Source organism: Pseudomonas sp. 1L-C-7-B-C1, from assembly GCF_057291635.1.
The window spans coordinates 223,194-247,712 of sequence record NZ_JBXAWH010000001.1; the positions used below are offsets into that span (position 1 = coordinate 223,194).

At 60.3% G+C, this 24,519-nt stretch carries 18 protein-coding genes; 10 read left to right on the top strand and 8 right to left on the bottom strand.

From position 1 onward, the window contains the following. The first annotated feature begins 6 nt into the window (after positions 1–6). Entirely contained in the window at positions 7–627 is a 621-nt protein-coding gene (locus tag AC0Z8Z_RS01025; protein WP_485617445.1) for a hypothetical protein, read from the top strand. A gap of 46 nt (positions 628–673) precedes the next feature. Here AC0Z8Z_RS01025 and AC0Z8Z_RS01030 read toward each other — a convergent pair whose 3' ends face one another. Continuing rightward, entirely contained in the window at positions 674–1,609 is a 936-nt protein-coding gene (locus AC0Z8Z_RS01030; protein WP_485617447.1) for a hypothetical protein, read from the bottom strand. Between the two features lie 337 nt (positions 1,610–1,946). Between AC0Z8Z_RS01030 and AC0Z8Z_RS01035 the strand changes: the two genes are divergently transcribed. From AC0Z8Z_RS01035 to AC0Z8Z_RS01045, 3 genes are all read left to right on the top strand, one after another. Beyond that, positions 1,947–5,069, top strand: a complete 3,123-nt coding sequence (locus tag AC0Z8Z_RS01035; protein WP_485617449.1) for a transglycosylase domain-containing protein — start codon at positions 1,947–1,949, stop codon at positions 5,067–5,069. 129 nt (positions 5,070–5,198) lie between these two features. After that, positions 5,199–5,792, top strand: coding sequence for a PadR family transcriptional regulator (locus tag AC0Z8Z_RS01040; protein ID WP_172609451.1), 594 nt, complete (start codon positions 5,199–5,201; stop codon positions 5,790–5,792). After that, positions 5,789–6,559, top strand: coding sequence for a siderophore-interacting protein (locus tag AC0Z8Z_RS01045; RefSeq protein WP_485617451.1), 771 nt, complete (start codon positions 5,789–5,791; stop codon positions 6,557–6,559). Before AC0Z8Z_RS01040 ends, AC0Z8Z_RS01045 begins: the two co-directional genes overlap by 4 nt. A 156-nt stretch (positions 6,560–6,715) precedes the next feature. Here the strand turns inward: AC0Z8Z_RS01045 and AC0Z8Z_RS01050 are convergent, their stop codons facing one another. Both AC0Z8Z_RS01050 and AC0Z8Z_RS01055 read right to left on the bottom strand, forming a co-directional pair. Next, positions 6,716–7,378: a Pr6Pr family membrane protein gene (locus AC0Z8Z_RS01050; protein ID WP_485617453.1), complete on the bottom strand. Its 663-nt coding sequence runs from the start codon at positions 7,376–7,378 to the stop codon at positions 6,716–6,718. Positions 7,379–7,415: 37 nt separating this feature from the next. Then, positions 7,416–7,643 (bottom strand): VF530 family protein, encoded by a 228-nt coding sequence (locus tag AC0Z8Z_RS01055; protein WP_485617455.1) that lies wholly within the window; start codon positions 7,641–7,643, stop codon positions 7,416–7,418. 200 nt (positions 7,644–7,843) lie between these two features. Between AC0Z8Z_RS01055 and AC0Z8Z_RS01060 the strand changes: the two genes are divergently transcribed. The 3 genes from AC0Z8Z_RS01060 to AC0Z8Z_RS01070 all read left to right on the top strand — a co-directional run bounded on the left by AC0Z8Z_RS01060 (position 7,844) and on the right by AC0Z8Z_RS01070 (position 14,315). Beyond that, positions 7,844–9,874 carry a TonB-dependent receptor gene (locus tag AC0Z8Z_RS01060; RefSeq protein WP_485617457.1) on the top strand — a complete coding sequence of 677 codons (2,031 nt, stop codon included), beginning with the start codon at positions 7,844–7,846 and terminating at the stop codon, positions 9,872–9,874. A gap of 506 nt (positions 9,875–10,380) precedes the next feature. Further along, positions 10,381–11,763, top strand: coding sequence for a carbohydrate porin (locus AC0Z8Z_RS01065; protein WP_485617458.1), 1,383 nt, complete (start codon positions 10,381–10,383; stop codon positions 11,761–11,763). Between the two features lie 113 nt (positions 11,764–11,876). Next, positions 11,877–14,315 (top strand): glucose/quinate/shikimate family membrane-bound PQQ-dependent dehydrogenase, encoded by a 2,439-nt coding sequence (locus tag AC0Z8Z_RS01070; RefSeq protein WP_485617459.1) that lies wholly within the window; start codon positions 11,877–11,879, stop codon positions 14,313–14,315. Between the two features lie 180 nt (positions 14,316–14,495). On the opposite strand, the gene AC0Z8Z_RS01075 is transcribed toward AC0Z8Z_RS01070, so the two are convergent. Genes AC0Z8Z_RS01075 through AC0Z8Z_RS01090 form a run of 4 tightly spaced genes read right to left on the bottom strand, consistent with a single transcriptional unit; the run spans position 14,496 to position 18,851 of the window. Continuing rightward, the gene (locus tag AC0Z8Z_RS01075; protein ID WP_485617460.1) at positions 14,496–14,927 is read right to left on the bottom strand and encodes a group I truncated hemoglobin; all 432 of its coding nucleotides are present in this window, start codon (positions 14,925–14,927) and stop codon (positions 14,496–14,498) included. Continuing rightward, positions 14,927–15,817 carry a DUF3034 family protein gene (locus AC0Z8Z_RS01080; RefSeq protein WP_485617461.1) on the bottom strand — a complete coding sequence of 297 codons (891 nt, stop codon included), beginning with the start codon at positions 15,815–15,817 and terminating at the stop codon, positions 14,927–14,929. Before AC0Z8Z_RS01080 ends, AC0Z8Z_RS01075 begins: the two co-directional genes overlap by 1 nt. Before the next feature lie 14 nt (positions 15,818–15,831). After that, positions 15,832–18,183, bottom strand: coding sequence for a bifunctional diguanylate cyclase/phosphodiesterase (locus AC0Z8Z_RS01085; RefSeq protein ID WP_485617462.1), 2,352 nt, complete (start codon positions 18,181–18,183; stop codon positions 15,832–15,834). Beyond that, positions 18,180–18,851, bottom strand: a complete 672-nt coding sequence (locus tag AC0Z8Z_RS01090; protein ID WP_485617463.1) for a methylamine utilization protein — start codon at positions 18,849–18,851, stop codon at positions 18,180–18,182. The genes AC0Z8Z_RS01085 and AC0Z8Z_RS01090 overlap by 4 nt, the downstream gene beginning before the upstream one ends. Positions 18,852–19,107: 256 nt before the next feature. Here AC0Z8Z_RS01090 and lon point away from each other — a divergent pair, with 256 nt between their 5' ends. The 3 genes from lon to AC0Z8Z_RS01105 all read left to right on the top strand — a co-directional run bounded on the left by lon (position 19,108) and on the right by AC0Z8Z_RS01105 (position 22,503). Next, a complete protein-coding gene (gene lon / locus AC0Z8Z_RS01095; RefSeq protein ID WP_485617465.1) occupies positions 19,108–21,525 on the top strand; it encodes an endopeptidase La in 2,418 nt (805 codons plus the stop codon). A 74-nt stretch (positions 21,526–21,599) separates the two neighbouring features. Further along, positions 21,600–21,968, top strand: coding sequence for a PH domain-containing protein (locus AC0Z8Z_RS01100; RefSeq protein ID WP_122536070.1), 369 nt, complete (start codon positions 21,600–21,602; stop codon positions 21,966–21,968). A 142-nt stretch (positions 21,969–22,110) separates the two neighbouring features. Next, complete coding sequence (locus AC0Z8Z_RS01105; RefSeq protein WP_122536069.1) at positions 22,111–22,503, top strand: protease inhibitor I42 family protein; 393 nt, start codon at positions 22,111–22,113, stop codon at positions 22,501–22,503. Between the two features lie 87 nt (positions 22,504–22,590). Here AC0Z8Z_RS01105 and AC0Z8Z_RS01110 read toward each other — a convergent pair whose 3' ends face one another. Beyond that, entirely contained in the window at positions 22,591–24,387 is a 1,797-nt protein-coding gene (locus tag AC0Z8Z_RS01110; RefSeq protein WP_485617467.1) for a methyl-accepting chemotaxis protein, read from the bottom strand. Between the last annotated feature and the right edge of the window lie 132 nt (positions 24,388–24,519).

The window sequence follows — 24,519 nt, forward strand, 5'->3', positions numbered from 1 at the left end:
GCAAAAATGGAACTACATAATCTGATGCAGCACGCGGCTTTAGCGCCAGCGAGGATCTCAGTACAGCTAAAGCATGGCGACGAATCCCCCGGCAGCCAAGACGTGTCTCAAGATTCAGTTGCAGTGGAAGATGAACAACCATGGCTTGCCGAGCCGAATATGAAGAACATAACAAGCATGGCCGACTATCTATCCTTGAAAAGGGTTGATGCCGCCATATCGCTTGAACTGGCAAACCTGGCGTATACCTCATTCAAAAACGAGGTCTATAACCTGCGAGCTGAACTGGCTTCCAAAAACTTCAGCGTTGGCGTTGATAGCAGTGGGAATGTCCGGATACTCGACCCTCAGGAAAGCCTCTCCGCAGAGGAGCGGATCTGGCTGACAGAGCAGCTAGAGCACCGAGGCATAAAGGGTCATTTGGTCGACCATTCCAGTGCAATGTCAGCGTTGGCCAAATATGACAAAACCGGCTTCAATGCCCGCTACAAGCTTGAGGCGGCTGATATCGCCCGGATCGTTGACTACGGAAAAATCCTCGAGAGCGACGACATGGAGCAAACGTGGAAAAACCAAATCTCTGAGAGGGCGGAAAAACGAACACCGTATATCTCAGTGCGTATCTGAAGCAGCGATAAGCTTGGCTGGAGAATGACCAGCCAAGCTTATTCATTTAGGCGGGCCCAGGAACGCTTTTAATTAGCCGTTGATTGCAGATATGGCCAAATAGCCTAAGATCTTTATTGGCCTCTACCTCTCCCTTAGCACCCAGTAAAAAGTTGGAAAATACATAGCCTCCCACATAGTAATAACTTCTCCACGTGTTAGTACCGTGATTGTAGCTTACGTAATCCCTGGCCTCGTGGCCTCCGGCACAGCGCTCGAAGTTGACGACTTTGGTGACGACACCGTGCTCGTCACTGATCACCTCCTCTACGACCGGCCGAATGCGGGATTCCTTAAGACTGAGCACAAAGCGACCTACAGCCCCTTTCAGTGGCGCCCCGACAGAGTCGGTGAATCTTGCTTTCAAGATTCCTTGTGTATAGCCCTGTGTCCATAACCAAGACGGTTCGGTATAGCCTGAAGGAATCCTGTTAACACCGATTTCGTCGCTAAACTCGAAATCTTTTAAAACCGGGTAAGAGCCGATCGCCAAATGATAAGGCCGTCCTGAGAAAGGGGCATCGGCTCTGTGGATGACCCTGATGAGCACATCCGTCCCAGGCATCAAACTAGAGAACTTATCTTCAGAATCAGGTTTTTTCAGCCAGTTAGCACCATCGAAGTATTCCAACTCCCAAAACGGTGGACCTGACACTCCCGGTGCGTTAGACACCAGCACATCTTGGCCTCTGACGGAAGTAAAACTATAGTAGTGAACGGCGGTCTTGCTTTTAAGCACAGCGTCTAACACGTGTGTTTGATCAGACAGCACAGTAAGAATCATCTCACCATCATCATGTACCTCAGAAATACTTTCCTTTAAACCTTTGGCATTGGGTTGAGCGGGCGATACCAATTGAGCGCTGGCAGGCACCGTGAGAGTACAGACCCACGCTACAAAAAACCCTCTTAACATGCTACTCAAAATCATTTTGCTGCTCATAGTTTCATCCTCTTTGAAGTTTAATTTGCCACCGCATCCAGAGATGACAAAAGGACGTAACTATCACAATGAACACCGGTCAACTGACGAGGCTAAAAACAAGAGATTTCCTACAAATCAGTCAACCCCCGTAACGGCTCCGGGGGAGTACTCAGGCAAAAGGCGCGAGGGGGTTTTAGCGAGACCCCTAGCGTCTATCACGGAGATCCGGCGGTCGGATGACGAATGTGCTTCCCGAAAGAAGCCGACCGAGAGCCGGTCACAAACTCTTCACCCGCGCCCACCAGCGTCTACGCTTGTATCAAGTGCGATGTGCAGGCTGGACCGGGCTTACGATATGGGCGCTTTTTGGCATTCCGATACGAAGAAGGCTGCGGTCAAGGCTGACAGTCAGGGGAACGGATCAGTGCCAGGCCATGCTCGCCCACGACGTTACATGTGGCGGTTTTTGCTGGCGGCGGTGCTGGTCGCAGCGGTGATTCTGGGATTTGTGGTCTCGACCGAAGTGCGCAGCTCGCGTTTGCAGGCTCAGGAATTCAGCCAACTGGCCCAAGGCCTGAGCTACACCGTCGAGGCCGGCCCCAGTGACGCCATTGTGTACCCGGGTGACGGGCCTTTTGACAAACGCCTGGGCTATTCCGCCCTCGACGAATTCCTGCCGCGCTTGCTCAAGCGTGACTACCTGATCAGCGCACAGGCGCGTTTCTCTCCCGATCTAATGTCCTACGCCAAGCGCGGTTTCTTCGTGCCGTATCAGGAGAAGATTCAATCCGGCCTGACCATTTCTGACTGTCGCGCCGAGCCTCTCTATCAATACACCTACCCGCAGCAGCTGTACCCGACCTTCGCCGCCATCCCGCCCGTGCTGGTCAACAGCCTGCTCTTCATCGAGAACCGCGACCTGCTGGATAATCAGCGCCCACTGGCCAATCCGGCAGTGGACTGGCCAAGGTTCTTCAAGGCGGCGCTTTCTCAGGTGGCAAAAATGGTGGGGTTGCCGGGGCAGTCTGCCGGTGGCAGTACACTGGCGACTCAATTGGAGAAGTACAGGCACTCGCCGGACGGCCTAACCCTGTCGGGCAGCGAGAAGATTCGTCAGATGGTGTCCGCCAGCGTTCGCGCCTATCAGCCGGGCCAGCAGACCCTCGAGGCGCGGCAGCGGGTGGTGCGCGATTACCTCAACAGCGTGCCGCTGTCAGCGGTCCCCGGTCATGGCGAAGTCCACGGCATGGCCGAAGGTTTGCGGGTCTGGTATGGCGCGGACTTCGACCGGACCAATCAGCTTCTGATCGCAAAGACGCAGGACGAAAACACCCTCGCGGCGCAGGGATTGGCGCTGCGTGAAGTCCTGTCGTTGGTGATTGCTCAGCGAAGGCCCTCACACTTCCTGGCGAAGGGGCGCAAGGAGCTCGCGGAGTTGACTGACAGCCATCTGCGCGTGCTCGCACAGAACAACGTCATCGATCAACCGCTGGCCGACGCCGCACTGGCGGCCAGCGTGACGTATCGCGACTGGGTGCAGCAGCCGACGGTGCAGCCGATTGAGAGCAACAAAGGCATCACCGTCGCCCGCACGCGGCTGTCGAATATGCTCAATCGTTCGCTGTACGACCTCGATCGCCTGGATCTGTCAGCCACCAGCACGCTGCAAAATGACCTGCAGGTCAGCGTCGGTCAGTACCTGCGGGACCTCGCCAAACCCGAATTTGCCGGTCAGATGGGCTTGATCGGCGAGCACCTGCTCACTCCGGCGAGCACCCAGGCGGTGCGTTACAGCTTCACCCTGTTCGAGCGCGACCCTGATGGCTCGCGAGTGCGAGTGCAGACCGACAGCACGGATCAGCCGTTCGATATCAACGAGGGCAGCAAGCTGGAGCTTGGCTCGACGGCGAAAATGCGCGTGCTGACAACCTACTTGCAGATCATTGCCGAGCTGCACGACAAGTACGCCGATCAGCCCACTGGCGCCTTGAAGAAAGCCCCCGTTGAAGAGTCAGACCGTCTCAGCCGCTGGGCCGTGGATTACCTGATTCAGAACACCGATCGTGACCTCTCGAAGATGCTCGCTGCCGCGCTCGATCGTCAGTATTCGGCCAGCCCCGGCGAAAGTTTTTTCACCGGCGGTGGCCTGCATCATTTTAATAATTTTCGCCGAGAGGATAACGCCCGAAATCCGACCCTTCGCGAAGCTCTGCGGGAATCGATCAACTTACCGTTCATTCGCCTGATGCGCGATCTGGTGCGCTACACCACTTATCAGGGGCCCAACAACAGCGCGGTGTTGCTCAAGGACGACAGCGACCCGAGGCGTCAGGAATACCTGGCCGAGTTCGCTGACCGCGAGGGAAAGTCATTCCTGTTGCGCTTCTGGAAGCGTTACAAAAACAAATCCACCCAGGACCGGCTCGATACCTTTCTCGATGGGGTGCATCCCGCGGCGAGCCGACTGGCCGCCGTGCACCGCTACCTGCTGCCGGATGCCACGCAAAGCGCTTTCAATGCATTCGTCCGGGCGCACATGGCCGGGGAAAAAAGCAAAACGGCGCTGACCGAGAAGCGTCTGGATGAACTCTATTTCGCCTACGGCCCCGGCAAGTTCGATCTGCCGGATCAGGGCTACGTTGCCCGCGTTCACCCGCTGGATCTGTGGCTGGTGGGGTATCTGCTGCAGAACCCGGACGCCAAGTTCAAGGATGCCGTCGCGGCCAGCCGTTTCGAGCGGCAGGAAGTCTATAGCTGGCTGTTCAAGAGCCGGCACAAGAGTGCTCGCGACAGCCGCATTCGCACGATGCTGGAGATCGAAGCGTTTCTCGACATCCATCAGCGCTGGCAACGGCTGGGGTATCCGTTCGATCATCTGGTCCCGTCGCTGGCGACTGCGATTGGCAGTTCCGGTGACCGACCCGCCGCGCTCGCCGAACTCATCGGCATTATCCAGAACGATGGTATTCGGCTGCCGGTGTTGCGCATCGACAGCCTGCACTTCGCTGCGCAGACGCCTTACGAAACGCAACTGATCAACAACCCCGAGCTGGGCAAGCGGGTGCTGCCCTCGGAAGTCGCTGCGGCCATGCGCGAGGCGCTTTCCCAGGTGGTCGATGCCGGCACGGCAAGGCGTGTGTCCGGCAGTTTCAAAACTCAGGATGGCAGCGTGCTGGCCATGGGCGGCAAGACCGGCACGGGCGACAACCGCATCGAGAGCATCGGCGCGGGCGGGCGAATACTGGCCTCCAAGGCGATCAATCGCACCGCGACCTTCGTGTTTTTCATCGGCGACAACCATTACGGCACCCTGACGGCGTACGTCCCGGGACGCGCTGCCGAGAGCTTCAAATTCACCTCCGCCCTTCCGGTGCAAGTGCTCAAAGGCATGGCACCGATTCTCAATCCCTACTTGGAGCCGGGCACTTTTACACAGTGCAAGGCGCCCGTCCCGACGCAGGTGGCAACGCGTCTGTAGCCGGTTTTCATTGAAGTCATCGTGTCCATCACCCAGAAACCGGACAACAACCATTCGTCTTAACGCGTCTTGTGGAAACAATAAGATATATCTTAAGGTATATCTAACTTGTACCAAGAGATGAAAAAAATGAAAGACCACTCACACGATCATCCCCACCATCACCGCCCTCACTTCGGCGAGCACGGCGACGGCCGCGATGGTTTCGAGAAACGTACCGGCCGTGAACGCGGCGGCCGCGGCCCGCGAGTATTTGCCCCGGGCGACCTGAAACTGCTGCTGTTGGCGCTGATCGCCGATCAGCCCTGCCACGGGTATGACCTGATTCGCCAGATCGAAGCGTTGTTCGACGGCGCCTACAGCCCGAGCCCTGGCGTGATCTATCCGACACTGACCTTTCTGGAAGAAAGCGAGCTGATCGAGGGCGATGCCGATGGTGGCAAGAAACGCTACCGCATCACCGACGCCGGTCAGCAGTTCCTGACTGAACAGGCCGTCGCGCTGGATGGCGTGAAAATGCGCATTGACGTCAGCAAGCGCTCGCTGCGCGGCCACGATCGTCCGCCGGAAATTCACGAGGCCGTGCACAACCTGCGTCATGCCTTGCAGATGCACCACGGCCGCTGGAATCCTGAGGAAATCCTGCGGGTTCGCGACCTGCTGAACGACACCGCGAAAGCCATCGTCGACGGCCAACAAACTGCTTCGGAGAAATCGGAATGAATGCACCACAGGGGATTCACCGCGTCAGCCACGAGATCAAACGCCGCAAGCTGGCAGTGTTGAAGGTGACCGACATCACCCCGCGCATGCGCCGCATTACCTTGCACGGGCCGGAGCTGGCAGGGTTCATCAGTCTGGGCACGGACGACCACGTCAAACTGTTGTTCGCCACCACGCCCGAAGAGCAGGCGGCGCTGGACAGCGAGGCGCCGTTGCAAAACGCTGAAGGCCCGCGTCCGGCGATGCGCGATTACACCCCGCGGCGCTACGACCCGCAGACCGGCGAGCTGGACATCGACTTCGTGCTGCATGGCGACGGTCCAGCCGCGACCTGGGCGGCCCAGGCTGAGGTCGGACAAACGCTGAATATCGCCGGGCCCCGGGGTTCGATGATCGTGCCGGATATGTTCGACAGCTACCTGCTGATCGGCGACGAGACCGCCCTCCCCGCCATCGGTCGTCGGCTGGATGCATTGCCAGTCGGTCGGCGTGCGCTGGTGGTGGTCGAAATCGATGACGCAGCGGAGCGCCAGGCGCTGACCAGCGAGGCGCAGATCGAGGTCATCTGGGTGGTGCGTGGCGAGCAGGATCTGCTTGATGCAACGCGTCAATTGATTCTGCCCCCAGGCAGCCTGTATGCCTGGGTAGCGACCGAATCGTCCCTGTCACGCAAGGTGCGGCGCGTGCTGCTGGATGACTTCAAGCTGGACGAAGCGACTGTAAAAGCTGCCGGATACTGGCGCGCGGACGGTTCGGACGAGGAATAAGGTGTACGGGTTAACCTGGAGCGTTCCTGCGCGCGAAGAGGCCGGAACGTCCGCTCGATCTTCAGCGGTTGATATGCCGTCTTCGTGAGCAAGCTCACTCCCACACGGAGTGCGTCGGATTATCTCCAACAGGAGGCGCGCCAGTCCTGTTGAGGTCTAGTAGTGCTCTTTGCGGCCCAACGCCTTGTCTATTGTGAAAACGATCCACCCTATTCCCACAAAACCCGCGAGCACTCCTAACGCATTGGTCAGCGCCTTGGCCACGCCCAGCGTGCCGATGTCGAGAAATGGATAGAGGTAGTCGCCAAAGGCATTTCCGCGCAGCAGCAAATATCCGAAGTACACGACGGGATACAGCATCCACATCAGCACATGCCGGGGTTTCAACAGGCCTTTGGGGACGAAGTACAACCAGTAGGCAAGGAACAGCAACGGCATGATGTCGTGCAACAATTCATCGGCGATCCACTGCCAGCCTTCGGGTGTCCACAGATGGCGCAGCAGCAGGTTGTAGGCGAGGCTCACCAGAACAATGCTGGTGGCGATCCCCGCGCAGACCACAGGGGAGCGGAAAAACCGATACGCCGCTGAATGCCGGTCGATGACCGCACAGTTGAGTGCCACTGCCACCAGCGTGTTGGTCACCACGGTGAAGAAGCTGCAAAACCGCACCAGCCCGCCGAGAAGACTGGCGTGGTCGATCCATCGCCCCCAGAGAATCAGGTACAGCTGCACCGCAAGCCCGAACCAGCCGAGCATGGCGGCCGTGATGACAAAGCGGCGCCCGCCTGGGGAAAGCTGCAACGTGGGGCTGGGCATTCGGATCAGTCCTTGGCAATCGGCGATTCAGGTTAAGTCAAGGCCGCTTGGTGCGTGCAAGCTTGATATACAGCCCTTCGACCTTCTCCCGCGCCCAGGAAGTCTTGCGCAAAAACGTCAGGCTGGACTTGATGCTCGGATCGCTCTTGAAGCAGCGAATGTCGATCCGTTCGGCCAGGCCCGACCACTCGTAATGCTCGACCAGCGCGATGAGGATCTGCTCCAGCGTCACGCCGTGCAGCGGGTTGTTGTTGGGTGTGGTCATGGCGGGCCTATGGACGCTGAGGGGACGGGCTGGTTGGACAAGAGGTTTCGCGAGCTGCGCACCTTAACGGACGCCGTAGTCAGTGTGAAGACTGCAAGCAGCCGACCAAGGCGACCGATTTCAAAATGATTGCTTTTTTGGTGTTATGTTATAACACTTACAAACCGCATCTTTTGAATCGTTGTTCAAGGAAACGTCGCATGTCCCGTCCCTCACAAATCCGTCCGTGGCGCCTGACGCCGCTTGCTGCCGCATTGCTGATCACCTCACCTGCGTACGCCATCGAGGTGGAGCCGCAAATCATCACCGCCAACCCGCTGGGCAGCGATCAACTTGCCTCGCCAAGCACTGTACTGACCGGCGATGCGCTGACCCTGCAACAGAAAGGCAGCCTGGGCGAGACGTTGAACAAACAGCCCGGCGTCTCATCCTCCTATTTCGGACCGGGCGCGAGCAGGCCGATCATCCGGGGGCTGGACGGCGATCGCATCCGGCTTCTGCGAAACGGCGTCGGCGCGCTGGACGCCTCCTCGTTGTCCTACGATCACGCGGTGCCGCTGGATCCGGTCAATGTCGACCGCATTGAAATCGTGCGCGGCCCTGCAGCGCTGCTTTACGGGGGCAGCGCCATCGGCGGCGTGGTCAACACGTTCGACAACCGCATCCCCACCGAAGCCATCGAGGGCATTCAGGGCGCGGGTGAGTTGCGTTATGGCGGTGCCGACACAACCCGCAGCAGCGCGGGCAAGCTGGAAGCGGGCAATGGCACTTTTGCGTTGCACCTGGACGCCAACGCCCGGGAATTCAACGACCTGAAGATCCCGGGGTATGCCCGCACCGCCGATGAACGCGCGCGGGATCCGCAAGACGGCGACAAAAAACACCGCCTCGGCAACAGCGATGGGAGACAGGACGGAGGCGCGGTCGGAGGCTCCTACACTTGGGACGACGGTTACGCCGGGCTTTCCTACAGCAACTACGACTCCAATTACGGGTCGCCTGCCGAGCAAGGCGTGCGCATCCGCATGAAGCAGGACCACTACGCATTTGCCTCCGAGATCCGCAATCTCTCCGGCCCGTTCAGCTCGGTAAAACTCGACGCCGGTTATACCGATTACAAGCACATGGAGATCGAAGACGGCGAAGTCGGCACCACGTTCAAGAACAAGGGCTATGAAGCCCGCGTCGAGGCCCGGCATCAGCCCATCGGCCCGGTTGAAGGCATCGTCGGCGCCCAAGTGACGCGCAGCGAGTTTTCAGCCCTTGGCGAAGAGGCCTTCGTCCCGCAGACCGATACTGACGCCGGTGCCTTGTTCGTTCTGGAAGAGCTGCAGGCCACTGATCGCCTGAAGCTCAGCCTGGGTGGCCGCATTGAACACACCACCGTGGACCCGGACGGAGGGGGCAACGAGCGATTCGCCAACGCCAACAGCTCAAGCAGCTTTACTGCAGGGAGCGTTTCGTCCGGTGCCGTCTACACGCTGACGCCGATCTGGTCGCTGGCGGCGACCCTTGGCTACACCGAGCGGGCGCCGACGTTCTATGAGCTCTATGCCAATGGCGCTCACGTCGCCACCGGCACGTACGAAGTCGGGGATGCCGACCTGTCCAAAGAGAAAGCCGTTTCCAGCGATCTGGCGCTGCGCTTTGACAACGGTACCCATAAAGGAAGTGTCGGCGTCTTTTACAGCCACTTCTCCAACTACATCGGACTGCTGGGCAGCGGCCGTACCTTGAACGATGAAGGCGCTGAAGACCCCGACGGCATCCCCGAATACACCTACTCAGGTGTGCGCGCTCGGTTTGCCGGCTTTGAGGCCAAGGATCACTGGAAGCTCGGCGAAACCCCGTATGGCAATTTCGCCCTGGAGCTGTCCGGCGATTACACCCGTGCCAAGAACCTGGATACCGGAGAAGCCCTGCCGCGCATCGCCCCTTTGCGGCTTAACAGCGGATTGTTGTGGGAACTGGACAAGTGGCAAGCGAGGATCGACCTCGAACACGCTGCTTCGCAACGGCGCGTGCCGGATAACGAAACCGGGACCGACGGGTACACGACGCTGGGGGCCAGTGCCGGCTACACCTTCAAGGTGGGTGGCAGTCAGTGGCTGGCGTTCGTCAGCGGCGAGAACCTCACCAATCAGACCGTGCGCTACGCCAGCTCCATTCTGCGCGACATCGCCCCGGCTGAAGGCCGCAGTGTCGAAGTCGGGCTCCGGACGACATTTTAGAGCGCACACCTGAACGGTGACGCCGCCACTTGAGCGGCCCCAACGGGCCCCTCACTGGGTAGGACCGGCTTCAGCCGGGAAAGCGTCATCCGCCATGCCGTACATCTACGGTGTTCGAACCGGCCTCTTCCCGGCTAAAGCCAGTCCTACATTTGGGTCGCGCCAGCCGCCACGCCGCAGAATCCTACAATCTGGATACCCCTTCTGAACCCTCATCCCCGCTCCCTCTGTAAGGGTCGGCGGGACCTCAACCTGCTCTCTTACAAAGCAGACACCCGGGCCAGACGATGGACAGCGCTACCCGGACTCCCCGCCACTGTTACGCCGATCGCAACGATCCATGTCGCAATTTCGACTTTTTAAAAAATCGTTAGCGTCCTATCATCGCCGCCCTAAACGCTGAAACGGTTAATTCGTCCTTTGTTAAGACCTTGCAACGCGCCTCCAAAGTGTTGCGAGCGGCATCGCCTTTTGCTCTCGAATAACTCAAAAAGACCTTACGCCTTATGCCCAGTCATCTGAAACGCCCGATCTGCACCCCGACCTGCAAATCGTCCCGAGCCCTTCGTCATGCCGGCACGCTAAGCCTGGCGGCACTGGGGTTCGCGACCTGCGCCCACGCCGCGCCGGCGTTCGACAGCACGTCGCCGTGGATGCTGGGTGACTGGGGCGGCAAGCGCAGCGAGCTTTCCGAACAAGGCTACGACTTCAAGCTCGACTCAGTCGTCGAAGTGGGCTCCAACCTGCACGGCGGTTACAACCATGACAAGGCCACCCGTTACAGCGACCAGTTCGCCCTTGGCGCGCACATGGACCTGCAGAAGATCCTCGGCTGGCACGACGCGGAATTTCAGTTGACCCTGACCAATCGCAACGGTGACAACATCAGCAATGACCGCGTGGGCGACCCGCGCACCGGCACCATTTCGTCGTCCCAGGAAGTCTGGGGCCGGGGCAACGTCACGCGCCTGACCGACCTCTGGTATCAGCAGAAATTTCTCGACCAAACGCTCAGCGTAAAAGTCGGCCGGTTCAACGAAGGCGAAGACTTCAACACCTTCCCGTGCGACTTCCAGAACCTGGCGCTGTGCGGTTCGCAGGTCGGCAACTGGGGCGGCGGCATCTGGTACAACTGGCCGATCAGCCAGTGGGCAATGCGCGTCAAATACCAGTTGAACCCCGAACTGTTCGTGCAGGTCGGTGCGTTCGAACAGAACCCATCGAATCTGGAAAACGACAACGCCTTCAAACTCAGCGGCAGCGGCACCAAGGGCGCGGTATTGCCGGTCGAGGTGGTCTGGTCGCCGAAGGTCAACGGCCTGCCGGGCGAATACCGCGCCGGTTACTACTACAGCACCGCCGACAGCAACGACGTCTACAAAGACAGCAACGGTCGATACGCCGCACAGAGCGGCGATGACTACGCCTCGTCGTCCAGCAAACACGGCATGTGGCTGACCCTGCGCCAGCAAGTCACGAGTGATGCCAGCGACAACAGCCGCGGCCTGAGCCTGTTCGCCAACGGCACGCTGCACGACAAGAAAACCAACATGATCGACAACTTCGTTGCCCTCGGCGCGACGTACAAAGGCCTGTTCGACGCGCGCCCCGAGGATGACATCGGCGTCGGCATCAGCCGCATCCACGTCAACCCGGCGTACCGCAAGAACACCCACCTGCGCAATCAGGCCCAAGGCGTTTCCGACTACAACGACCCGGCTTTTATGCCCGTGCAGGACACCGAATACAACGCCGAAATCTACTACGGCGTGCACGTCGCCAACTGGCTGACTGTGCGCCCGAACCTGCAATTCATCCGTCATCCGGGCGGCGTGAATCAGGTCGACGACGCGCTGGTCGCGGGGCTGAAAATCCAGTCCTCGTTCTGATCAGCTCCGCTCGTCCGTCTGCCTCCAGGCATCGGCATTGAAGGCATGGCTTAACCGCCAAGCCTTCACGCCAACACGCGTTAACCACCACATCGTTACGGAGTACAACACTTATGAGCACTGAGGGTGCTTTTGGTAAGGGTCGCCTGCTTCCGAGCTTGCTCGGGCTGGTGATTCTGATAATGGGTCTGGCCTTGCTGGTCGGCGGCATCAAACTGCTGACGCTGGGCGGGTCGCTTTACTACCTGCTGGCCGGCATCGGCTTCGCCATCACCGGCGTCCTGCTGATGATGGGTCGCAGCGCGGCATTTGGCCTGTACGCACTGGTGTTGTTCGCCAGTACCGTCTGGGCGCTGTGGGAAGTGGGCCTGGATTGGTGGCAACTGGTGCCGCGTCTGGCACTCTGGTTTGCCTTGGGCATCGTGATGCTGCTGCCATGGTTCCGTCGTCCGGTCCTTCGTGGCCAGGTCGGCGATGCCGGTACTCGCGCACTGGGCGCCGCCGTGATTGTGGCGGGCATCGCCGCGCTGGCCAGCCAGTTCACCCACCCGGGCGAAATCAAAGGCGAGCTGGACCGCGAAACCGCCGGTACCACCAGTGCTGCGCCGGCCATGCCGGATGGCGACTGGCAGTCCTACGGTCGTACCGCTTTCGGCGATCGCTATTCGCCGCTGTCGCAGATCACCCCGGACAACGTCAGCAAGCTGGTGCCAGCGTGGACCTATCGCACGGGCGACATTCCGGGTCCGAACGATCCGGGTGAAACCACGGCCGAAAACACCCCGCTGAAAGTCAACGGCATGCTCTACGTCTGCACGCCGCACAGCCAGGTCATTGCACTGGACCCGGACACCGGCAAGGAAATCTGGCGCTTTGATCCGAAGATCAGCAGCGGCAAAGCAGCCAACTTCAAGGGTTGGGCGCACATGACCTGCCGTGGCGTGTCGTATCACGATGACGCCGCCTACGCTGCCACTGCTTCGACGGATGCTGCGGCGCCTGCGCAAAGCCCGGCCGCTCCGGCCGCTGCCACTGCCACTGCCGTCAATAGCTGTCCGCGTCGCATCTTCCTGCCGACCGCCGACACCCGTCTGATCGCACTGAACGCCGACACCGGCAAAATGTGTGAAGACTTCGGCACCAACGGCTCCATCGACCTGAGCGCCAACATCGGCACTTACGCACCGGGCGGTTACTACTCGACGTCGCCACCGGCCGTGACCAAAGACCTCGTGGTCATTGGCGGTCACGTCACCGACAACGTTTCCACCGACGAGCCGTCGGGCGTGATCCGTGCGTTCGACGTACACACCGGCCGTCTGGTCTGGAACTGGGACAGCGGCAATCCGGACGACACCACGCCGATCGCCGAGGGCAAGACCTATACCCGCAACTCGCCCAACATGTGGTCGATGTTCAGCGTCGACGAGAAGCTGGGCATGCTCTACCTGCCGATGGGCAACCAGATGCCTGACCAGTGGGGCGGCAACCGCACCGAAGCCTCGGAGAAATTCAGCGCCGGCCTGGTCGCGCTGGACATCGCCACCGGTCACGTGAAATGGCATTTCCAGTTCACTCACCATGACCTGTGGGACATGGACGTCGGCGGTCAGCCAACGCTGATGGACATGAAAACCGCTGACGGCGTGAAGCCCGCTGTTCTGGCTTCGACCAAGCAGGGCAGCATCTACGTGCTGGACCGCAGCAACGGTCAGCCCATCGTGCCGATCAACGAAATCCCTGTACCTCAGGGCGCGGTCGCCGGTGATCACACGTCGCCTACCCAGCCGAAGTCCGACCTGAACTTCATGCCGCCGCCGCTGAAAGAGCGCGACATGTGGGGCGTGACGCCGTTTGATCAGATGCTCTGCCGCATCGACTTCAAATCCCTGCGTTATGAAGGCCCGTTCACCCCGCCGTCGCTGCAAGGTTCGCTGGTGTACCCAGGCAACTTCGGCGTGTTCGACTGGGGCGGCATTTCGGTCGATCCAGTGCGTCAGATTGCTTTCGTGAACCCGAGCTACATGGCGTTCCGTTCCAAACTGGTGCCGGCGGCGGAAGTCGCAGGCGGCCCGGGTCGCAAGAGCGAAACCGAAGGCGTGCAGCCAAACAAGGGCGCACCTTACGGCGTGATCCTCGAAGCACTGCTGTCGCCAATGGGTCTGCCTTGCCAGGCGCCAGCATGGGGTTACGTGGCGGCAGTCGATCTGACCAACCACCAGACCATCTGGAAGCACAAAAACGGCACCGTGCGTGACAGCTCGCCGGTTCCAATCCCGCTGACCATGGGCGTTCCAAGCCTGGGCGGCACGTTCATCACCGCCAGCGGTGTGTCGTTCCTCAGCGCCACGCTCGACCAATACCTGCGCGCCTACGACGTTCGTAACGGCAAGCAGCTGTGGGAAGGCCGCCTGCCAGCAGGCGCCCAGACCACGCCGATGACCTACACCGGCAAGGACGGCAAGCAATACGTGCTGGTCGTTGCAGGCGGTCATGGTTCGCTGGGCACCAAACAGGGCGATTACGTGATCGCCTACAAACTGCCGGACTGATCCGCTTCACTGATTAGTGTCGTGCAGTAACAGAAAAGGCGGTCCCGAAAGGTGACCGCCTTTTTTTCTGCGCATTGAAAAGTGGTTTAGCGTGAAGGGGACTCGAGAGAAGCGCTAAAGGGGACTGATTTATTTACAACGCTTCACCATAAATTAATCTCTCCCCTTTGACTCACCTCCCTACTTCTCGATCACCTCACCACGCTGGGGCGCCAGCCGGGCAATGAAGCGGTTCTGCGTCGTGACCGGAATGTGCTGCTCGTTCATCGCATCGATGAGGTTCTCGACCAGCGCATTAAAATCGCTGCGGCTGAGGTTCATGCCCTTATGCGCTTCGGCCAGGGTGTCACCGGTATACGTGCAGGGCCCGCCGGCCTCGACGCAAAACTTCTCCACCAGTTTGTCGCGCACCCGGACGATGTCGACCTTGGCGAAGTATTTATAGATGCGGTCATCCTTCGCGATGTGCAGCAGCATGCCTTCGACGATTTTCTGAATCCCGGCGCGCTGTCCCAGGTCCTGATAAAGGCTGTCGTCCCTGGCGGGCTGTTGGGCGCAACCCACCAGCAGCGACAGACTGAGCCCGACGATCAGCCACAACGACCGCCCCATCAGAAACTCCCCTGCACGGAAAGGTAGGTGCCGTTCTGGTTGTCCAGCGTGGCGATTTCACCGAGCCGGGCGTAGGCCAGCACCACGGAAACATGCTTGTTGGGGAACCAGCCGACGAAGAAATCCGCCCAGTCGCTTTCTCCGGCGAATGAGAGGTTATCGGGCTTCTCGCGGTAGTCCATGCCCACCGCCCAGTGCGGGTTGAACAAGATGGCTGCGCCGCCCTCCTTCAGCACGCTGCGGGTATCACGTCGGTCGCCGCCGAAGCCCATCAATCCGGTTTCATTGGCACGGCTGTAACGCAGGCCGGCGTTGACCACCACGTTGTAGCCAAAGGCCGCGCCCATAAATAAACGGCTCGCCGTGACATAACCCTCGACGTCCGAATTCCGCTTGGCGCCCACCAGGCTGGGGATGAGGAAATCGTTCTGGTGTTTGTATTCCAGACCTGCCGAGACCTGCGGCAGCTGATCGTAGATCAGGTCGCCAAACAGACGAACCTTCACGCCGAAGATGTCCTGAGTGAGGTTGTCATCCGGAAGATTGAGCTTGCTGACCAGTGAGCCCAGATCGAAGCGTTGGTGGGCGTAGGAAATCTCGACGCGATTACCATAGGAAGCCGCCGCGCCGACCACATCCAGAGTGTAGTCCGGCAAGTCGACGTGGGTGGCGAACGCGTTGCCGCCCCACTCGCCCTGCTCGTCATACCCGGCCAGCATGGCCCAGGGAATGATCCCGCCGCCTGCGCCGCCTTCGATGCTGCTGGCGCCGCCCGTGGCAATCAGTCGCCCCTGTTCGGCTTCAGCCGCTGGCGCCACCCACGTCGCGCAGGCTCCAACCACGCTCGCCAGGACCACGGGGTTCAAATACGTCGAAAGGCATCGTGCCATAGATCTCTGTTCCATCAATGCACCGTCATGCGTGGGGGGAGCTGGGACTGCGCGATCCAGGCTTCGAATGCGCTCGCACTCAGCGGCCGGCTGATCAGGTAACCCTGCGCGGTGTCGCACTGCCAGCGCTCCAGCAAGCGCAGGCTATGGTCGTATTCGACGCCCTCGGCGACCACCTTCAGACCGAGGTTGTGGCTCATCTCGATGGTCGAGCGCACGATCACGGCGTCTTCACTGGTTTCATCCAGATCGCGCACGAAGGACTGATCGATCTTCAATTCCTGCACCGGTAGCCGCTTAAGGTGCGCCAGCGAGGAATAACCGGTGCCGAAATCATCCACCGACAGGCTGATGCCGAATTCGCGCAGGCGATTGAGCACTTTCAGCGATTGCTCGGGCTCGCGCATGATCGCGCTTTCGGTGATCTCGAAAATCAGCTGTTCGGCCGGCACGCGGTACAGCTTGAGCAGCGCAGAAACGCGGTCAGCCAGATTGCCGTCCAACAGGTCGTCCGCCGAGATGTTCACCGAGACCTGCAGAATCAGACCGCGCTGGGCCCATTCGGCCAATTGGCGCAGCGCCTCTTCGATCACCCAGTTGGTGAGAATCTGAATGCTGCCGGTGCGTTCTGCGAGCACGATGAACTCAGCCGGCGATACCGAGCCGAATTGCGGGTGCTGCCAGCGCAGCAAGGCTTCAGCCTGGGTGACCCGGCCGTTGCGAATGTCCAGTTTGGGCTGGTAATGCAGTGAAAGTTCGCCGTTGCGCGCCGCCAGACGCAGGTCGCGGATCAGGCTGATCTGGCGCAAGTGAGCCACATCCCGACCGTCCACATAGACCTGCAGACGTCCCGGCAACTGCGCCGCATCCTGCCGGGCGATGGACGCACGTCTGAGCAGCTCAGTTGCCGAATCGCCGTTGGCCGGGTAGGCCGCAATGCCGATGCAGGCGTCCATCGCAATGTCCTGCTCGCCGATGCGCTGCGGCTTGATCAGCAAACCCTGCAGCCGGTCAGCCACCGCGACGGCGCTGTCGGTTTCAGCGTTTTGCACCAGCAACAGAAATTCGTTATCGGAGAGCCGCGCCACCGTATCGCCGGGACGCAGCGGCAATTGCAGCTGCGCGCTGATGATTCGCAGCAGTTGCTCAATGCCTTCGAGCCCGACGTTGGCGCTGATCGCTCGGAAGTTATCGATGCCCAGATAAAGCAGGGCCACTGGCCGCTGAGCAACGACCGCACTGCCCAGCCGCTCCATGACCAACGCGCGATTGGGCAGACCGGTGAGCGGATCATGCAGGGCGTTGTGCGCCAGTTGCAGCTCACGCTCGGCGATCCCGCTCTGCATCGAATTGATGGCGCTGGCGAGCAGGCCCAGTTCGTCCCTGCGATCCAGTACCACGGGCGTGGCGTAATCACCTTCGCCGATACGCCGCGCCGCCTGGGCCAAGGCACTCACCGGTCGCGACAGGCTGCGCGCCAGCAACAACGCGCCGACCAGCGAACCGGCCAGGGCGACGACGGTGATCCAGAACAGCGTCTTGTCCAGCGGCGCGAACGCCTGCATGGCCTGATCCAGGGGGCTTTGCAGCAGGGCCACGACCTCGCCGTCGCTGCCGCTGATGCTCCCCAGTCGCAGGGTTTTGCTCAGAAAACTCTGGCTCTGATGCTCGGTCATCTGCATCTCGTCGCTAGGCGGATTCATCATCACGCTGCGCAGGCTGTCAAACAACGGCGCCGGCTGGGTGCTGATCATCTGACCCGGCTGCTTTTGCACGATCGACAGAAACGACACCTGCAAACCGCTCAACGAGCGCAGTTCCTGAGCCAGATCACCGTCCATGCTGAAACCCATCACCACGCGGGCGATCGGCAGCGGTGCGAGCACGGTGCTGTCCACCAGCAAGTGAGGCTGGCCTTGCAACGGCACGATCAGCATCGACTGATTCTTGCCCTTGAGCTCACGCAACGCCTGAATGTAGGGGAACGGCGAGCCTTCGGGAATCTGCGCGACAGTGCTGGCCATCACCGTGCCGTCCATGCCCAGCAGAAACATGTCATTGGCGTTGATTCGGGCGCCGTGGTTGAGCAGCACCGAACGAATGGTCGCCGAGTCCGTTGATGCCACGGCATCCCGGAAGCCGAAATCGGTGGACAGTAATTGCACAGCGTCGCGCAGCCGCTTGCCGCGCATTTCCAGCAAGCCTTCGAACACCCGGGTGCCGACCTCGAGCTGCGCTTGCGCCTGTTTGCGCACGGCGTCCTGGGTCGCGGCTTTCACCGCGATAAACACCGCAAAGACGACGATCAGCAGCAGCATGATCAACACGCCGGCAATTCGCGCCTGAAAGCTGATGCGCAGCCTCATTCGTGGGCCGCTTTATGGAAGGCATCGCCGAAGGCGCTGGACGGCGGTGCGGCGGGGGTGGCATCACCGCCAGGCTGCACAGCGATGCTGAACCGCTGTTTGAGGCCGCCGGCAGGAATGTCGATGTCGCCACCGGACACCGGCAGCATGTCGGGGGCTTCCGGGTGCCAGAGGGTGACGGCGTAGTGACCGGCGGGCACTTGATCCAGGCTCAGGGAGCCCTTGTCATTGCTCACGCCGAACCAGCCATCGTCGGTGACGTACACGTAACCGATCATGTTGTCGTGCACGTTGCAGCCGAGCACGACCACGCCCGACTTGTCGAACAGCACAGGGTCCGACGGCGTGCCGCCATACAGCCGCAGCTCGAAGCGTTTAGGCGTCGAGAATGAATACACCTGATGGCGAATGTGATCGCTATTGGGAAAACTGATCTCTGTGCCGGTGCGCACCGCCAGCACGTGGGGGGCAAATTGCACATCACGCTGGTCCATGTCGGCTTTCAGCGACACGGCAGGGGGCGCAGTGGCGCCGCGCAGGGTGAGCACCGCGTCCGGGAGCGGATTGCCCTTGGCATCAACGAACTGGGCGGTCAGGCTGGCCGCACTGGCAAGGGTGCCCTGCAGCACGGTTACAACCAGCAACAATGAAATAAAAACGTGGCGCATGACAGATGTTCCAGAACGCGAGGCCGGCAGAGAGCCTTCTTGGCAATGATTTTCAGCGTAGCCCACGGATCGGTGGTCAGCGATTTCAGCCGGACGTCCAGCAGAGCACTTGGCCGTTACTGATGGGAGGCAACGGGCTGGCGCAACGCCGCACCTGTTTTGAAACGCCCCCTCCGTTATTGCTATCGACCGCCGCTATTGAAACCTGAGGCCATCCGCCCCATCTAAGGCTCATCTCCATTTATGCAGGTGCCCCATGAGCGACCAGCAATCCGACGCCAACCAGCCGCACCCCGACGACGACCACGAGCACGAAATCCTCGGTTCTGACGGAAAGAGCCTCGCCCTGCCCGGCCAGAATCTGCCGGATCAGGTGTACATCATCCCGATCCACAACCGTCCTTTCTTCCCCGCGCAGGTGCTGCCGGTCATCGTTAATGAAGAGCCCTGGGCCGAAACGCTGGAGCTGGTCAGCAAATCTGATCACCACTCGCTGGCGCTGTTTTTCATGGACACCCCGCCCGACGACCCGCGTCATTTCGACACCAAGGCACTGCCCGAGTACGGCACGCTGGTCAAGGTGCACCACGCCAGCCGCGAAAACGGCAAGCTGCAGTTCGTCGCCCAGGGCCTGAGCCGCGTGCGCATCAAGACCTGGCTCAAGCACCATCGTCCGCCGTTTCTGGTGGAGGTCGAATACCCGCACCAGCCCAACGAGCCGACCGACGAGGTCAAGGCCTACGGCATGGCGCTGATCAATGCGATCAAGGAGCTGCTGCCCCTCAACCCGCTGTACAGCGAAGAGTTGAAGAACTACCTCAATCGCTTCAGCCCCAACGACCCTTCGCCGCTGACCGACTTCGCCGCCGCCCTGACCTCTGCCACTGGCGTCGAGCTGCAGCAGGTGCTCGATTGCGTGCCCGTGCTCAAGCGCATGGAAAAAGTCCTGCCGATGCTGCGCAAGGAAGTGGAAGTCGCGCGCCTGCAGAAAGAAATCTCCGCCGAAGTGAACCGCAAGATCGGCGAGCATCAGCGCGAGTTCTTCCTCAAGGAACAGCTCAAGGTTATCCAGCAGGAATTGGGGTTGACCAAGGATGATCGCAGCGCTGACATCGAACAGTTCGAAGAACGTCTGGTGGGCAAAACCCTTCCGGCGCAGGCGCGCAAGCGCATCGACGAAGAGATCAACAAGCTGTCGGTGCTTGAAACCGGTTCGCCGGAATACGCCGTCACTCGCAACTATCTGGACTGGGCAAGCTCAGTGCCGTGGGGCGTGTATGGTGATGACAAGCTCGACCTGAAACACGCGCGTAAAGTGCTGGATCAGCACCACGCCGGCCTCGACGATATCAAGAGCCGCATCCTCGAATTCCTGGCCGTCGGCGCCTACAAAGGCGAAATCTCCGGCTCCATCGTGCTGCTGGTCGGCCCGCCGGGGGTGGGTAAAACCAGCGTCGGCAAATCGATCGCAGAATCCCTGGGCCGTCCGTTCTACCGTTTCAGCGTCGGCGGCATGCGCGACGAGGCCGAAATCAAGGGGCACCGGCGCACTTACATCGGCGCCCAACCGGGCAAGCTGGTGCAGGCGCTGAAAGACGTGGAAGTGATGAACCCGGTCATCATGCTCGACGAAATCGACAAGATGGGCCAGAGCTTCCAGGGCGACCCGGCCTCGGCGCTGCTCGAAACCCTGGACCCGGAACAGAACGTCGAATTCCTCGACCACTATCTGGACCTGCGGCTTGATCTCTCGAAGGTGCTGTTCATCTGCACCGCGAACACCCTGGATTCGATCCCCGGCCCGCTGCTGGACCGGATGGAAGTGATTCGCCTGTCCGGCTATATCACTGAAGAAAAGCTCGCCATCGCCAAGCGCCATCTGTGGCCCAAGCAACTGGCCAAGGCCGGCGTCTCGAAAAACAGCCTGATGATCAGCGACAGTGCATTGCGCGCGGTCATTGAAGGGTATGCGCGAGAAGCCGGTGTGCGCCAACTGGAAAAACAGCTGGGCAAACTGGTGCGCAAGGCCGTCGTCAAGCTGCTGGACAACCCGGACACCGTGGTCAAGATCGGCCCTAAAGAGCTGGAGGCCTCGCTGGGCATGGCGGTCTTCCGCAACGAACAAGTGCTGTCGGGCACCGGCGTGATCACCGGTCTGGCCTGGACCAGCATGGGTGGCGCGACGCTGCCCATCGAAGCGACGCGCATTCATACGCTCAACCGCGGCTTCAAGCTTACCGGCCAGTTGGGCGACGTGATGAAAGAATCCGCCGAAATCGCCTACAGCTACGTCAGCTCCAATCTGGCGAAGTTTGGCGGCGATAAAAGCTTCTTCGACGAAGCCTTCGTTCACCTTCACGTGCCTGAAGGTGCGACGCCGAAAGACGGGCCAAGTGCCGGTGTGACCATGGCCAGCGCCCTGCTGTCCCTGGCGCGTAACCAGGCGCCGAAAAAAGGCGTGGCGATGACCGGTGAACTGACCCTGACCGGGCACGTACTGCCCATCGGCGGTGTGCGGGAGAAAGTGATTGCGGCGCGTCGGCAGAAGATTTACGAGCTGATCCTGCCGGAAGCCAACCGCGGCAACTTCGAAGAACTGCCGGATTACCTGAAGGAAGGCATCACCGCGCACTTCGCCAAACGTTTTGCGGATGTGGCGAAGATATTGTTTTAAGACGGGACCAGCATCACTTCCACGGGGGCAATTCGTGACCTGTGGAAGTGGGCATCACAGACAAGGAATGCAACATGCTCGACTTCAACAATAAAGGCTTTTTCAAACTCAAGCAGAACAACGAATACGCTGAGCGTGTGGCTGCGCTGCTGCTTGATGATGAAACCGTCATCGATGCCTACAAGTCGATGCGCGACGGTGTTGTCTTCACGACCAAGCGGATTATCTCCGTCAACGTGCAAGGCATTACCGGCAGCAAGAAGGACTTCACTTCATTGCCGTATAAAAACATCGTGGCCTACTCGGTGGAAACGTCCGGGACCTTCGACCTCGATTCCGAACTCGAAATTTACTTCTCCGCTCTGGGCAAGGTGAAGTTCGAATTCACCGGGAAGACCTCCATCGTCGAAATTTCCAGGTACATCTCGCAATTCGTTCTCTGAACGATACCCGTTGACCCGGCAGCGACCCGTCGCGGCGTGATGCAGGCTGATTCCGGGCCTCGCGGCGTAGACAGAGCGGCAAGGTTTCAACACACCCGTCTTCGGTTATCCTGCGCAAACGTTGCCTACGACCGGAGCCTTCATGACCCCCGCCCGCCTGCTCGTCCCGCTCAGCTTCAGCTTGCTTGCCGCTTGCGCCCAAGCGCCGAAACAGATTGTCTCTCTGGACGATCAGCAAGACTGCCCCCTCACCCTCAAAACCGGCCAGACCCTCATGCTGATGCTGCCCAGCAATCCCACGACCGGGTACCGCTGGCTGATGCAAAATCCCGCGCCGTCCATCCTGAGCAGCCTCGGGCCTGAGGTGTTCAATGCTTCTAAGGATGTAGGGCTGGTGGGTGAAGGCGGTCAGTCGGTCTGGCGCTACCGAGCGGCCAATCCGGGCTCGGGTCACCTCATGATGGTCTACCAGCAACCTTGGGCGCCGGAAGTGGCGCCGGAACGCACTTTCGATTGCGTCATTACGGTGAACTGATCGCCTGCTGACGACACGGCCGCCCCCGCAGGAACGTCCGTGCCGGCGAAGGGCTATTCAGTCGCTGAGCACTGGCGTGAGCCTCTGTCATTCGGCCAGTAACTGCGCAGCATCGAAGCCCATGCGCAAGTTGCCCCAATGACGGCCTTCGAAGAAGAACGGCACGTCGATCTCGGTCATGATCTCGCCGGTGTCGCGCAGGTAGGTTTGCAGCAGGAAGCGCTGTTGGTTAGCGGCTGCGCGCAGGCCGATGGGGTCGGCGAACATGCGCTTGTTCCGGCACACCGGCAGGTCAATAGCCCGGTCGCCCGTCGGTTTTTTCGACACCCAGCTGTTGTTCACCGGGCAGTAACCCTTGCTGTCGACGATGAAGGTGACCTTTCCGCCCCGCGTGCCTTTAGTGAGCGCGTCACACTCTTCCTGACAGATCTGCGCGAAGCGTTCGGTGTAGCTGGTCGTGTATTGCTTGGGGTCGGTACCGGGAATCAGTTTGTAGTTCTGATCGAACAGGTTGACGCCCTCACGTTGCAGCGCGGCCAGGCGTACCTGGAGCCGGTCGCGGCAGTGACTGGCGCGGGTAATGCCAGCGTCCAGCGCGCCGTGCCCGAGGACAAACCGTCCCAGCAGCGCCTGGACCTTTTCCGCCACGCCCGACAGATCGCGGGTGGCGGTTGCGGAATGCTGCATGCGCTGGTCAATCGACTGGCTGTCCGCATGAATCTGCGTCACGCGGTCGTTGATGCCGGTGTTGCTGTCGGCGAACTGCTGGATGTGCGAGGCGATGTCCTCCAGCTTGGTGTGAGTGGATTCGAAGTCGCCGATCATGCTTTCGAAATGCCCCGACGCGCGCTCGACCACTTTCTGCGTCTCCCGGGCGCTGTGGCTGATCTGCGTGGTTTGCTCGTGGGTCGAACTGACTTCCAGCAACATGGCGTCGATGTTCTGGGAAATGTCCTCAGTGGCGCGGCTGACGTTCTGGGCCAGGGTCCGGACTTCATCGGCAACCACCGCGAAACCGCGCCCGCTCTCCCCTGCACGCGCCGCTTCGATCGCCGCGTTGAGCGCCAAAAGGTTGGTCTGGGAAGAGATCTGTTGAATCAATCCGACGATGGATTTGATGCTCGACGAACGTTGGTTCAGCGCCGAAACCAGCGTGCCGAACTCATTAAGGCTGCTGGAAATCTCACTGATGTTGCCGGTTACTTCCAGCAGTTCGGTGTAAGAGTCGCGGGCCATGCTGAGGTTTTGCGCGGTGGTCCCGGAAATGCCCTGGGTCTGCCGGGACACCTCGGCAATCCGCCCCACTGCGTCGTTGCTCTGCTCCATGACTTCCTTGGCGAAGCGTGCCTGATGGGTCGCGCTGTCGCTGGAGTCGCTGATGTTTTTCAACGACCGCGCAGACTCCACGGCAATGTTCACGGTCAACGCCTGGACGCTGCTGATGATCTCCCGCTGCTTGGCAAGAAACCGGTTGCAGGTGCTTGCCAGCACGCGGATTTCATCGTGGGTCAACAGCGGCAAGTCTTTGGACAGGTCGCCCTCGCCATTGGCAATGCCTTCCAGCGCCTGGGTCATCTGGGTGACCGGCCGAACGATCAGGTGCCGGAAATACCAGACCATGAAGCTGACCAGACAGAGGGTGAACAGCGTGCTGCCGAGAATGACGTTGCTCAGCACATCGAGCTTGCCCTCGATCATGCTTAGCGTCTCCGCCGGCAACTGTGCGCTGCGCAACTGCAACAGCACGTCGGCGCGGATGCTCACGGCCACCCAATACACCACGGCGCTCACCACCACCATCAGAAACAGGCTCGACAACTTCTTGGTCAAAGAATTGAAAAACTGCCTCTCGACGGACTCGTACAACGCCTTGAACGCATGCATGCCACGGTTCCCTGTGCCAGTAATGAAATGGGTTGCGAATTAAGGTGTTTCGACTGCCGGGGGGAAAGCTTTAATGCTGGGGGTGAAGGCACCCGATCATGGCCAGCGTTACAGCCAGCACCAACCCGAGGA